13 protein-coding genes are annotated in these 12555 nt (G+C 71.4%); 9 read left to right on the top strand and 4 right to left on the bottom strand.

Annotated elements, in window-relative coordinates:
- Positions 1-8: 8 nt before the first annotated feature.
- Both EUA93_RS00235 and EUA93_RS00230 read right to left on the bottom strand, forming a co-directional pair.
- Positions 9-1085, bottom strand: a complete 1077-nt coding sequence (locus EUA93_RS00235; protein ID WP_129397829.1) for a CobW family GTP-binding protein — start codon at positions 1083-1085, stop codon at positions 9-11.
- The gene (locus EUA93_RS00230; RefSeq protein ID WP_129397828.1) at positions 1082-1348 is read right to left on the bottom strand and encodes a type B 50S ribosomal protein L31; all 267 of its coding nucleotides are present in this window, start codon (positions 1346-1348) and stop codon (positions 1082-1084) included. Before EUA93_RS00230 ends, EUA93_RS00235 begins: the two co-directional genes overlap by 4 nt.
- A gap of 93 nt (positions 1349-1441) precedes the next feature.
- Here EUA93_RS00230 and EUA93_RS00225 point away from each other — a divergent pair, with 93 nt between their 5' ends.
- The gene (locus EUA93_RS00225) at positions 1442-1720 is read left to right on the top strand and encodes an HU family DNA-binding protein (RefSeq protein ID WP_129397827.1); all 279 of its coding nucleotides are present in this window, start codon (positions 1442-1444) and stop codon (positions 1718-1720) included.
- 16 nt (positions 1721-1736) lie between these two features.
- On the opposite strand, the gene EUA93_RS00220 is transcribed toward EUA93_RS00225, so the two are convergent.
- Positions 1737-2636 (bottom strand): EamA family transporter, encoded by a 900-nt coding sequence (locus EUA93_RS00220; protein WP_129397826.1) that lies wholly within the window; start codon positions 2634-2636, stop codon positions 1737-1739.
- Between the two features lie 83 nt (positions 2637-2719).
- Here EUA93_RS00220 and EUA93_RS00215 point away from each other — a divergent pair, with 83 nt between their 5' ends.
- The gene (locus EUA93_RS00215; protein WP_129397825.1) at positions 2720-3583 is read left to right on the top strand and encodes a LysR substrate-binding domain-containing protein; all 864 of its coding nucleotides are present in this window, start codon (positions 2720-2722) and stop codon (positions 3581-3583) included.
- Positions 3584-3595: 12 nt separating this feature from the next.
- On the opposite strand, the gene EUA93_RS00210 is transcribed toward EUA93_RS00215, so the two are convergent.
- Positions 3596-4393, bottom strand: coding sequence for an IclR family transcriptional regulator (locus EUA93_RS00210; protein ID WP_129397824.1), 798 nt, complete (start codon positions 4391-4393; stop codon positions 3596-3598).
- A 166-nt stretch (positions 4394-4559) separates the two neighbouring features.
- On the opposite strand from EUA93_RS00210, the gene kduI reads away from it, so the two are divergent.
- The 7 genes from kduI (at position 4560) to EUA93_RS00175 (ending at position 12554) form a co-directional block, all read left to right on the top strand.
- On the top strand, positions 4560-5378 hold the full coding sequence (gene kduI / locus EUA93_RS00205) for a 5-dehydro-4-deoxy-D-glucuronate isomerase (protein WP_129397823.1): 819 nt from the start codon (positions 4560-4562) through the stop codon (positions 5376-5378).
- On the top strand, positions 5375-6148 hold the full coding sequence (gene kduD, locus EUA93_RS00200; protein ID WP_129397822.1) for a 2-dehydro-3-deoxy-D-gluconate 5-dehydrogenase KduD: 774 nt from the start codon (positions 5375-5377) through the stop codon (positions 6146-6148). Before kduI ends, kduD begins: the two co-directional genes overlap by 4 nt.
- Before the next feature lie 141 nt (positions 6149-6289).
- Positions 6290-7381 (top strand): substrate-binding domain-containing protein, encoded by a 1092-nt coding sequence (locus EUA93_RS00195; RefSeq protein WP_129397821.1) that lies wholly within the window; start codon positions 6290-6292, stop codon positions 7379-7381.
- 68 nt (positions 7382-7449) lie between these two features.
- Positions 7450-8397, top strand: coding sequence for an ABC transporter permease (locus EUA93_RS00190; protein WP_129397820.1), 948 nt, complete (start codon positions 7450-7452; stop codon positions 8395-8397).
- The gene (locus EUA93_RS00185; protein WP_129397819.1) at positions 8394-9956 is read left to right on the top strand and encodes a sugar ABC transporter ATP-binding protein; all 1563 of its coding nucleotides are present in this window, start codon (positions 8394-8396) and stop codon (positions 9954-9956) included. Before EUA93_RS00190 ends, EUA93_RS00185 begins: the two co-directional genes overlap by 4 nt.
- Positions 9956-10966 (top strand): ABC transporter permease, encoded by a 1011-nt coding sequence (locus EUA93_RS00180; RefSeq protein ID WP_129397818.1) that lies wholly within the window; start codon positions 9956-9958, stop codon positions 10964-10966. The genes EUA93_RS00185 and EUA93_RS00180 overlap by 1 nt, the downstream gene beginning before the upstream one ends.
- Before the next feature lie 85 nt (positions 10967-11051).
- Entirely contained in the window at positions 11052-12554 is a 1503-nt protein-coding gene (locus EUA93_RS00175) for an aldehyde dehydrogenase family protein (protein WP_129397817.1), read from the top strand.
- The last annotated feature ends 1 nt before the right edge of the window (position 12555 follow it).

The raw sequence follows: 12555 nt of genomic DNA, 5'->3' as shown, positions 1-12555 counted from the left end.
GGTGCGGGTCAGGCGACGTCGCGGATCGTGCCGAGCCAGGGCTCGAGCCCGTCCTCGAGGACGTGCCAGGCGCGCGGTTCGCGTGCGGCCTCGGCAGGGGTGAGGAGGATGTCCTCGAACGCCGCGACGAGCTCGGCGGGTGGTGCCCCCAGCCCGGTGAACAACAGCCGCGTCGACGGCGTACGACGTCCCCACGGGCTGTGTGCGCCGATGCTCAGCTGGCCGCCGGCACCCGACCACTCCAGCTGGTCGCCCGGACGGGTCGGCAGCCAGAAGGTGCCGCGTGCGCGGAAGGCGCCGCTGCCGAGGCGCTCGATCTGGTCGAGCAGCCGCTCGGGGTGGAACGGACGCGGGGAGGCGAGCCGCAGCCGCCAGGCCCGGCTGTCCCCGAGGGGCGGCAGCTCGGTGTCGAGCTCCGGCGAGCACCAGCCGTGCGCGAGCTGGTGGTGGTGCCGCCCGGTCGCCACCTCGGCGGCGTCCACCTGGTCGACCCCGACGACGAGCGGCACGCCGGGGCGCGCGAGCGCGCGCAGCAGGTCGGTCGCCTCCACGCCGGGATCGGCGTCGAGCACGACGTGGTCGGCCAGCTCGAGCTGCGCGCACGCCACCTCGCCGACGCCGCGGTCGTCACCGGGGTTGCAGTGGGCGTCGCGCTCGCGCAGCAGGTCGTTGCTGAGCAGGTCGCGCACCAGCTCGCCGGACGCGAGCGTGGCCACGACGCTGCTGAGCCTGATGTGGCGCGCGAGCCGGGTGTCGCGGGCGAGCACGGTGGCGAGCCGACCGGCCTCGGTGCCGACGGGCAGGCCGGCCACGATCGTCCCCCAGCGCGGGTCGCGGGCCAGTCGCTCCAGCGTCGGCAGGATGTCCTCGCGCAGCGCGCAGTGCACGCATGCGTGCTCGAGCTGGGTGTGCACCTGCTCCAGGACGCCGCTGACGTCGCTCACGACCCGGGTGAGCACCTGCGAGTGGGGGTCGATGCGGTGGCGCACCGACACGGTGCGCGGCAGGTCCCACGCGAGCGTCATCAGCGTCGAGTCCATCGCCACCGGGTCGACGCCGGCGACCACGACGAGCGGCGTCCTCATGCGCCCGCCCCGTAGCGCCGCCTGAACTTCTCGACGCGGCCCTCGCTGTCGAGCGTGCGGGCGGTCCCGGTCCAGAACGGGTGGCTGTCGCTGGTCACGTCGACGTCGATGACGGGGTACGACGTCCCGTCGACGTCGACCCGTGCGTCAGCCCCGTCGCCCCGGGGACGCCCGGCGAGCGTCGACCGGGTGACGAAGAGACGGCCGGTGGCACGGTCGCGGAAGGCCACGGGTCCGTAGGTGGGGTGGATGTCCTGCTTCACGAAGTCCTCCTGAGAACGAGAATCGTTCTCAAGTATGGCACACTCGTGGAGCCGGGCAAGGGGTCCGGCACGACACGACGCAAGGAGCACCACATGAACCGCAAGGACCTCGTCGAGGCCGTGGCCGCCGCCACCGGCCGGACCCAGGCCGAGGCCGACGCCTCGCTCGCCGCCGTGCTGGACGCGATCACCGGTGCGGTCGCCGGCGGCGACCGCGTGACGCTGCCGGGCTTCGGGACGTTCGAGCGTCGCGACCGCGCGGCCCGCACCGGGCGCAACCCGCAGACCGGCGAGGCGATGGAGATCGCGGCCGGCGTCTCTCCGGCGTTCAAGCCGGCGGCGGGCTTCAAGCAGGCCGTCTCGGCGGGCTGATCGCGGCGCCGAGGGCCTACGGCTGGACTTCCACCCGAGTGCGTGGAAGTCCATCCGCGGGATCCTCGGCGCGCGCCCCGCTGCGCTCGGCGCCGATGCCGGCCGTGACGACCAGCGCGATCCCGGCGACCGCGAGCCCGTTGGGGACCTGGCTGAGGGCGAGGAACCCGATGACGAGGGCGAAGGCCGGCTCGAGCGCCATCAGGGTGCCGAAGGCACCGGTCGTGAGTCGGCGCAGGGCCAGCAGCTCGAGCGTGAACGGCACCACCGGCAGCAGGATCGCCAGCCCGAGGCCGTAGGCGAGCAGCTCCGGCGTGAGGTGGTCGACCACCCCGGGGCCGGCGACCAGAGTCGCCACGAGCCCGGCGACCGGCATCGAGATCGCCAGGCCGCCGAGGCCGCTGACCGCGTCGCCGACGCGCTGGGTCAGCAGGATGTACGCCGCCCAGCACACGGCCGCGCCGAGCGCGCAGGCCACGCCGGCAGGGTCCGCGTGCCCGGACCACGGCTGGGTCAGGCACACGACCCCGGCTGCGGCGAGTCCCGCCCACGCCCGGCCGGAGCCCCGGCTGCGCACGACCGCGACGGTCAGCGGGCCGAGGAACTCCAGGGCGCTGGCGGTGCCGAGCGGCAGCCGGGCGACGGCCTCCATGAAGAGGAGGGTGACGCCGGCGGTGACCACGCCCAGCGCCGTACCGGCCAGCAGGGCCTCGCGGGTGTAGAGCGCGAGCCGCGGCCGCACGATGACGAGCAGCAGGATCCCGGCCCAGAACAGGCGCAGCCACGCGGCGCCGGACGAGCCGATGTCGTCGATGAGGCCGACCGAGACGGCGAGCCCGAGCTGGACGCAGAGCATCGAGGCGACGGCCATCGCGGCGCCGGTGCGGGCCGGGGAGAGGGAGGTGGGGCCGGTCATGGCTCCAGTGAAGGGCAGCGCCATCGTTCGCGTCCACGTGACTTTGCTGTACAGATCGTTCGGCGGATCGACACAATGACGGAATGGACGTCCGCCGGCTGACGATGCTCCTCGAGCTGTCGCGCCTCGGCTCGATGCACGAGGTCGCCGACGCGCTGGGAACCACCACGTCGAGCGTCTCCCAGGGGATCGCGGCCCTGGCTCGTGACGTGGGCACGCCGCTCCTCGAGCCCGACGGGCGCCGGGTCCGGCTCACCCCGGCCGGTCGCCGGCTCGCCGACCATGCCGTCACGATCCTCGCCGCCGTCGAGTCGGCGCGGCTCGACCTGGACCCCGCGGCCGAGCCCGCGGGCGTGCTGCGGGTGGCCGGTTTCGCCTCGGCGATCCGTCGGTCGCTGTCGCCGGCGATCGACGACCTGCGGCGCACGCACCCACGCATCGACGTGCGGATCCTGGAGCACGAGCCGCTGGAGTCCTTCGACCTGCTGGCGCGCGACGAGGTCGACCTGGCGCTGGTCTACGACTACGACCTCGCCCCGGCAGAGTGGCGCGACGACCACGACGTGACGCCGCTGTGGCAGATGGAGTGGGGCGTCGGCGTGCCGACGAGGGACCGTCGCCTGTCGCTGGCCGACCTGGCGGACCGCGACTGGATCGTGAACTCGCGCAACACCGCCGACGAGGACGCCCTGCGCACCCTGGCCTCGCGCGCCGGGTTCGTGCCGCGGATCGTGCACCGCATCGACTCCCTCGAGCTGGTCGACGACCTGATCCTCGACGGCAGGGGAGTGGCGCTGCTGCCGCGCGGTCGTACGACGCGGCGCGGGGTGAGCGTCGTACGCCTGCGCGACCCGGTCACGATGCTGCGCGCGTACGCCGTGGTGCGGCGCGGTCGCGACACGTGGCCGCCGCTGCGGGCGGTGATGGAGCGGCTGGTGAAGGGTTGAGGGCGGCGACCCTCAGCGGACCATGCTGTTGCCGTGCACGGCGGCGAGGCGCGCCTTGACGCTCAGCAGCGTCTCGATGATGAGGTCCTCGCGGCCGTTGTCGAGGCGGCTGATCGGCACCGCGACGCTCAGCGCGTCGACGGCCGAGTGGCTGAAGGGCAGCGCCACGCCGAAGCAGCGCACGCCCATGCACGACTCCTCGCTCTCGGTGGCGTAGCCCTGGACGACGGCGCGGTCGATGATCTCGAGGACCGCTTCCTTGCGCGTCGTCGTGTTGGGCGTGATCGCGCTGATGTGCTCGGGCACCATGCCCACGCGCTGCTCCACGGGGAGCTCGGCGAGGAGGGCGCGCCCCAGCGAGGTGGCGTAGGCCGGGAGCCGGCGGCCGACAGCGGAGTGCATGCGCAGGGGGTGCATCGACTCACGCTTGGCCGTGTAGATGACGTCGTCGCCGTCGAGGCGACCGAGGTGCACGGTCTCCTCCGTGGCGGCGGCCACCTCGTCGAGCACCGACTGGGCCCGGGCGAGGACGGGGTCGCCGTCGAGGTAGGCCGACGAGACGACGAGGGAGTGGATGCCGAGCTGGTAGACGCTGCCGGTCTGGTCGGTCTGGAGCCAGCCGCGGTCGGTCATCGTGCGCAGCAGCGCGTGCAGGCTGCTCTTGGGGATGCTCAGCCGCGTCGACAGCTGGAGCTGGGTGCCGGGGCCGTTGGCGGCGATCTCGTCGAGGAGGTCCAGGGCTCGCGCCGCTGACTTGACCGGTCCCGCGGCCGCGCCGCTGGTCTCCCTCTGAAGCTGCTGGGTGGACATCGAACTCCTCGTGGTGTCAGGGGCCCCCTGCCCCACTTCTCCTGACTGTAGCGCGAGTTCGCATACATGGACAGTATTCAGGTGCTTGACCAGTGGCGGCCGTCACATGTAGCGTCCTCCGCAGTTCACATAGACGAACGCAGTTCATAAACCAAGGAGCTTCCGCGTGATCCAGGTCCGATACTCGACTTCTCCCACCAGTGCGGAGACGTCCACCACCGCGGAGCTCCGTGACAACTTCCTGGTCCAGGACCTGTTCGTCAATGGCGAGGTGAACGCGACCTACACCCACGAGGACCGCATGGTGATCGGCGGCGCCGTCCCCGGCTCCGGCCAGCTCGAGCTCCCGGCCTACGCCGAGGTGCTCGGGACCGAGACGCACCTCGAGGGTCGCGAGCTCGGCATCATCAACGTCGGCGGCGCGGGCCACGTCCTCGTCGACGGCGAGAAGTTCGAGCTCGAGCACCTCGACGGCCTCTACGTCGGCCGGGGGAGCGAGGTCACCTTCGCCGGTGCCGAGGCCGCCTACTACTTCGTGTCCGCCTCCGCCCACGCGACGTACCCCGCCTCCCACCTGAGCCACTCCGAGGTCGAGCCCGTCGCGCTCGGGTCGTCCGACTCGGCCAACGAGCGCAGCCTGTTCCGCTACGTCTGGGGCCAGGACGTCGCGACGTCCGTCCTCCAGTTCGGCGTCACCGTCATCTCCAACGGCTCGGTGTGGAACACCTTCCCGCCGCACCTGCACGCGCGTCGCACCGAGGTCTACTGCTACGTCGACCTGGCCGAGGAGGACCGCGTCTTCCACTTCATGGGCCAGCCCGGCGCCACCCGCCACATCGTCATGAAGAACCGTGAGGCCGTCATCGCGCCGCCGTGGTCGATCCACGCGGGCGCCGGCACCGGCTCGTACGCCTTCATCTGGGCGATGGCCGGCGAGAACAACTGCTACACCGACCTCGCCCCCGTGGCCGTGGAGGACCTGTGACCCACCCGTCCCAGGCGGTCTCCCCCTTCGACCTGACCGGCCGCTGCGCCGTCGTCACCGGCGCGAGCCGGGGCATCGGCCGGGCGATCGCGCTCGGGATGACCCGCGCGGGCGCCGAGGTCGTGCTCGTCGGTCGTCCGGGCAGCAACGACGCGACCCGCGAGGCCGTGGTCGAGCTCGGTGGCAAGGTCGACGTGGTCGACCTCGACATGGGTGACCTCGACGCCGTCGAGCGCACCGGTGCCGAGCTCGCCGCGTCGCGGCAGGTCGACATCGTGGTCAACAATGCCGGCATCATCGACCGCCAGGACACCGTCGACGTCTCCCGCGAGGACTGGGAGCGCGTGCTCGACATCAACCTCAACGGCGTGTTCCTGCTCGCGCAGGCGCTCGGCCGCCCGATGGTCGAGCGTGGCCACGGCAAGATCGTGAGCATCGCGAGCCTGCTGACCTTCCAGGGCGGCATCCGCGTGGCGTCGTACGCCGCCAGCAAGCACGCCGTCGCGGGCGTGACCAAGGCACTGGCCAACGAGTGGGGCCCGCACGGCGTGCAGGTCAACGCCATCGCGCCCGGCTACATCTCCACCGACAACACCACCGCCCTGCGCGAGGACCCGGACCGCTCCCGCTCCATCCTCGAGCGGATCCCGGCCGGACGCTGGGGCTCCGCCGACGACATCGCGGGCGCCGCGGTGTTCCTCAGCTCCTCCGCCGCCGACTACGTCAACGGCCACGTGCTGGTCGTCGACGGCGGCTGGATGGCCCGCTAGACCTGCACGACCTGCTTCATCCGGCACCACCCAGCACCACCCGGCACCACCCAGCAAGGAATCCACCACCTCGGGGCAGTACCTGACCCAGTCAGTCCCACCGCCGGGGCAACCGGCACCGAAAGAGAATGAGGATCGACCATGAAGTTCACCTCTCGACCGACCGCAGTCGTGCTCGGCCTGACCCTGGCTGCTGCCGCCCTCGCCGGCTGCAGTGAAGAGGCCAGCGGCGGCGGCGGCACCGACGGCGGCTCCGAGGCCTCCGCCTGCGCGCCCGAGGACGTCACCCTGGTGGGTCAGGTGCGCAACGAGTCCAACCCCTACGAGGCCTCGTGGCTCGACGGCGGCGACGCGTTCGCCGAGCAGATGGGCCTCGAGCAGCAGCGCCTGACCTACGACGGCGACTCGACCAAGCAGCAGGAGCAGATCACCCAGCTCCTCGCCGGCAACACCGACTGCCTCGTCATGAACATCCTGCCCAACGGCGACTCGGACACCCTTCCGATCGTCGAGGGTGCGCAGGAGGCCGGCGCCTTCCTCGTGACCCAGTGGAACAAGCCCTCCGACGTCAACGTCGAGGACTACTCGCAGTGGCTGAGCCACATCACCTACGACGGTGTCGACTCCGGCCAGCAGATCGGCGACGCGCTCGCCGAGGCCATCGGCGGCTCGGGCGGCATCATCGCCCTCCAGGGCATCCTCGACACCGGTGCCGCCAAGGACCGCTTCGCCGGTCTCGAGGCGTCGCTTGAGGCCAACCCCGAGGTCGAGCTCCTCGACCAGCAGACCGCCAACTTCTCGCGCGACGAGGCGCTGGCCGTCACCAAGACCCTGCTCACCAAGCACGGTGACAAGGTCAAGGGCATCTGGGCCGCCAACGACGACATGGCCCTCGGTGCGCTCGCCGCGCTCGAGCAGGCCGGTCGCACGGACGTGGCCGTGGTCGGCATCGACGCCGTCCCGGACGCGCTGACCGCCATCGAGGACGGCACCATGACCGCGACCGTCTCCTCCGACGGCCCGTGGCAGGGTGGCATCGGCCTGGCGATCGGCTACTGCGTGGCCACCGGTGAGCTCTCGGTCGACGACATCGCCGCCGAGGACCGCGCCTGGTTCGCCGAGCAGTTCCTCATCACCGCCGACAACGTCGCCGACTTCTCCGCGCCCGCCGTGGACGAGGCCGACTTCGCCTGCGACAACGTCTTCAGCCGCTCGCAGGGCGCGATTTCGTGACCATGACATCCCCCGCCAAGGCTGACGACGAGGTCGCAGTCGGGCCGCGCCCCCAGCCTCGGCGGGGGGTGTCGCTCCGGGACGCAGGTCCCCCGATCGCACTGGTGGTCATCTTCGGCATCTTCGCGGTGCTGAGCCCTGACTTCCGCACGGTCGGCAACGTGCAGAACATCATGGACGCGGCGGCGGTCCTCGCCGTCGTGACCTGCGGCATCACCTTCGTGCTGATGATGGGGTCGATCGACCTCTCCGCCCCGGGCGTCATGGGGGCCTCCGCGATCGCGGTGGCCCTCCTGGTCGCCAACAACCGCAACGGCAACGACCTGGGACTCCTCGGGGTCCTGGTCGCGATCGGCCTCGGTGCGGCCCTCGGCTGCCTGAGCGGGGTCGCGCTGGTCGGCCTGAAGGTGCCGTCGTTCATGACCACGCTCGGCGTCTCCGCCGTCGGGCTCGGCATCGCGACGCTGATGTTCTCGGGCGTGCAGCCCAACATCTCCGACGAGATGCTGCACGGCTGGGCCGTCAACCGCTTCCTGGGCCTGGCCTACCTGACCTGGATCGCGATGGGCTGCGTGCTCGTCGGCTGGCTGATCCAGCGCTACTCGCGCTTGGGCCGCTACGCGTACGCCATCGGCGGCGCCGAGGAGGTGCTCGCGCTCTCGGGCGTGCGGGTCGCCCCGTTCAAGGTCGCCGTCTTCACCCTCGCCGGCTCGTTCTACGGGCTGGCGGGCGTGATGGTGACCAGCCAGCTCAGCGCCGGCCTCGTCCAGGCCGGCAAGGGCTACGACTTCGCGGCGATCACCGCGGCCGTCGTCGGCGGCACCCTGCTCACCGGCGGGCGCGGGGGAGTGCTCCACTCCGCCGTGGGCGTGCTGCTCGTCATCGTCCTCACCAACGGCCTCGTCCAGATCGGCGTCAGCCCCTACTGGCAGGGCGGTGTCCAGGGACTCATCGTCGTCGCGGCCGTCTCGGCCGCGGTCATCCCCCAGCGTCGTAGGAACCAGGTGACGAAGTGACCACCCACGTGCAGGCCCACCCCGAGACGGAGGCGCCGGCCCCGGTCCACGCCCTCGAGGTGCGCGGCCTGGTCAAGCACTACCCGGGCGTCAAGGCGCTCGACGGCGTCGACCTGGTCGTGCGCCAGAACGAGGTGCTCGGCCTCGCCGGCGAGAACGGAGCCGGCAAGTCCACCCTGCTCAAGGCGCTGGTCGGCCTGGTCCGGCCCGACGCCGGCGAGATCTGGGTGCGCGGCGAGAAGGTGAGGCTGCGCAGCGTCGTCGAGGCGGCAGACCACGGCATCGGCATGGTGTTCCAGGAGCAGTCGCTGGTCCCCAACCTCACCGCCGCCGAGAACATCGTCCTCGGCAGCGAGGGCGCGGGCGTCCGGCGCGGCATCTACCGCTGGGACACGCTGCGCAAGATGGCGCAGGAGCAGCTCGACAAGATCGGCTCCCACATCGACCCCCTTGCGCGCACCGACACCCTCACCTTCGCCGAGCGCCAGATGGTGGAGATCGCCAAGGTGCTCCGCATCGAGGAGCGCACCTCCAACCCGCCCGTGATCATCCTCGACGAGCCCACCTCGGTGCTGGAGTCGAAGGAGATCGAGACCCTCTTCACGCAGGTGCGCCGGCTCCGCGAGTTCGCGTCGGTCGTCTTCGTCTCGCACCGCCTCGACGAGGTCCTCGACGTGTGCGACCGCGTCGCCGTGCTGCGCGGTGGTCAGTCCGTGGGCGAGATGCCCACCGCTGACGCCGCGCCGACCGACCTGCACCGCCTGATGATCGGCTCCACCGGGTCCGACGACCACTACCACGAGGGCATGTCCGAGCGGTCCGCCGCGGAGGCCGAGCCCCGGCTGGTCGTCAAGGGCATGTCCGGCAAGACCTTCCGCGACGTCGACCTCGAGGTGAAGGCCGGCGAGATCGTCGGCATCGTCGGCGTGCACGGCTCCGGTCGCGAGGACGTGTGCCGCGCGCTCTTCGGCGCCGAGCCCACCCTGGCCGGCGAGGTCACCCTCGACGGCGCGAAGCTCGACCTGTCCGGCACCCGTGCCGCGGTCGCGTCCGGTGTCGGGTACGTCCCGGCCGAGCGCAAGATCGAGGGCATGGTCGGGCCGATGTCGGTCGCCGACAACATGACCCTCACCAAGCAGAAGTCCCGCTGCGCCGGCCCGATGGTCATACCGCAGAAGCAGGCGACCCTGGTGGACAAGTGGATCGAGCGCCTCTCGATCCGCACCCCGCACCGCGGCACCCAGATCGGTCGGCTCTCCGGGGGCAACCAGCAGAAGGTCGTCCTGGCCCGCTGGCTCGTCGCCGGTGACATCCGGCTGCTGCTGCTCGACCACCCGACGCGGGGGCTCGACATCGGCGCGCGCTCGGAGGTCTACCGCCTGATGCGCGAGCTCGCCAACAGCGGCGTGGCCACCGTCCTGCTCGCCGACAGCCTCGAGGAGGCCATCGGCATGTCCGACCGGATCATCGTGATGAACGACGGCCGGGCGACCAAGGAGGTCGCGTGCCCCTCCGGTGGCAAGCCGACCCCGCTCGACCTCGTCAAGGAGATGGTCTGATGGCCACCCCAGTCCTGGCTCCCGAGTCCGGCCAGACCCCGTCGGCCGAGGCCGCCGTCGTCAAGGGCGGTCCGACCCTCGCCCAGCGCGTCACGTCGTTCATGCCGGTCATCGCCCTCGTCGCGCTGCTCGCGGCACTGACGATCGCCGACCCGGACTTCCTGACCCAGCGCAGCCTCACCGCGGCCGTCCGCACCTCGGCACCGCTCGTGGTGCTCGCGGCCGGCGCCACGCTCGTGGTGCTGTGCGGCGGCATCGACCTGTCGATCGCGGCACTCTGCTCGCTCTCGACGGTCTTCTTCGCGATGTGGCTGCCCGACCTGGGCGGCCTCACCATCCTCGTCGTGATCGCCGCCGCCGGTGCGATCGGCGCGATCCAGGGCCTGGCCCACGTGCTGCTCCGGATCCCGTCCTTCGTGGTGACGCTCGGAGGCATGAGCATCTTCTCCGCCGTCGCGCTCGTCATCTCCGACGCCGGCCCGATCCGCGTCATCGACCGCGACGCGACGAAGTGGCTCAACCTCTACGTCGCGGGCTACGTCCCGATGTCGTTCTTCGTCGCGGTGCTGGTCGTCGCGGTCGTCTCGCTCGTCCTCAAGCTCACCCCGCTCGAGAGCTTCGTCAAGGCCATCGGCTACTCCGAGTCCGCCGCCCGCCTGGCCGGGACGCCCGTCGACATCGTCAAGGTCGCGGCGTTCACGATCTCCGGCGCCTGCGCCGGTCTCGCCGCCGTCATGCTCGCCTCCCGCAACTTCAGCGGCAGCCCGACCATGGCCGACAACCTGCTCCTGCCCGCCGTCGCGGCCATCGTCGTCGGTGGTACGGCGATCACGGGCGGCCACGGCTCGCTCTGGCGCAGCCTCGCGGGAGCGCTCGTGGTGACCCTCCTGCGGGTCGGCCTGCCCATCGTCGGCGTGCCGTCGGCCTGGGAGCAGATCCTCTACGGCGCGATCATCGTCGCCGCCGTCGCGCTGACCCTCGACCGTTCGAAGGTGGCGATCATCAAGTAGTCGCAGCACCCGCCCGAGCACCCGCTCCTCCAGACCGCCCCATCCAGCACCCCCGCACGTTGATCCCGCACCCGGAAGGCTTCTCATGTCCGAGAACTCCCAGCTGAACTCCCAGCTCCTGCCCGCCGTCTCCTCGTTCCTCTCCTCGCCGCGCCAGCTCCTCATCGACGGCGAGTGGGTCGACGCGAAGGACGGCAAGACCTTCGACACCATCAACCCCGCGACCGAGCAGGTCCTCGCGACGGTCGCCCAGGCGTCCGCGGTCGACGCCGACCGCGCCGTGGTGGCTGCCCGCAACGCCTTCGAGTCCGGCTCGTCGTGGTCGAAGATGACTCCCCGCGACCGCTCGCACCTGCTGTGGCGCATCGGCGACATGATCGACGACCGGATCGAGGAGTTCGCCCAGCTCGAGTCGCTCGACAACGGCAAGAGCCTCGCCTCCGCCCGCGGCGACGCCGGCGTGGCCGCCGAGCTCTTCCGCTACTTCGCCGGCTGGGCCACCAAGATGGAGGGCACCACCATCCCGATGTCGGTGCCGGGTCGTGAGTTCCACGCCTACACCCGCCGCGAGGCCCTCGGCGTCGTGGCCGGCATCGTGCCGTGGAACTTCCCGCTCACGATGGCTGCCTTCAAGGTGATCCCGTCGATCACCGCCGGCAACACGGTTGTCCTCAAGCCGGCCGAGCAGACCCCGCTCACCGCGCTCTACCTCGGCCAGCTGCTCCTCGAGGCCGGCGTCCCCGCCGGCGTCGTCAACGTGCTGCCCGGCTTCGGCGACGCCGGTGCCGCGCTCGTCGACCACTTCGACGTCGACAAGGTCGCCTTCACCGGCTCGACCGAGGTCGGCAAGAAGATCGCGGCCGGCGCCTCGAAGAACCTCAAGAAGGTCTCCCTCGAGCTCGGTGGCAAGGCCCCCAACATCATCTTCAACGACGCCGACCTCGAGGCGGCCATCGCGGGCGCCGCGCTCGCCGGCTACTTCAACGAGGGCCAGTGCTGCGTCAACGGCTCGCGCCTCTACGTCCAGCGCGACGTGTTCGACCAGGTCATCGAGGGCGTCGCGGCCGCGGCCAAGGCGATCAAGGTGGGCGACGGCTTCGACCCGAGCACCACGATGGGACCGCTGGTCTCGCAGGAGCAGCACGAGAAGGTCATGGGCTACGTCGCGGGCGCGGTCAAGGACGGCGCCAACATCGTCGCCGGCAGCCCGGACCGGGCCGCCGAGACCGGCTACTTCTTCTCGCCGACCCTCATCACCGGGGTCACCGAGGACATGGCCGTCCAGACCGACGAGATCTTCGGCCCCGTCATCACCGCCATCCCGTTCGACACCGAGGACGAGGTCGTCGCGGCCGCCAACAACACCGTCTACGGCCTCGCCGCCGGTGTCTGGTCGAAGGACCTCGGCACCGCGCACCGGGTCGGCAGCAAGCTCCGCGCCGGCACGGTGTGGCTGAACACGTGGCACGCCGACGACGTGACGCTGCCCCGCGGCGGCTTCAAGCAGTCCGGCTGGGGTCGCGAGCTCGGCTCCTTCGGCCTCGACGACTACACCGAGCTCAAGACCGTCATCGCCGAGCTCCGTTGAT

Origin of the sequence: Nocardioides oleivorans, from assembly GCF_004137255.1 — a bacterium.
In the GTDB taxonomy this organism is placed as follows: domain Bacteria; phylum Actinomycetota; class Actinomycetes; order Propionibacteriales; family Nocardioidaceae; genus Nocardioides; species Nocardioides oleivorans.
The sequence above is the reverse complement of the archived record's forward strand: the minus strand, read 5'-3'. Positions and strand labels throughout refer to the sequence as shown.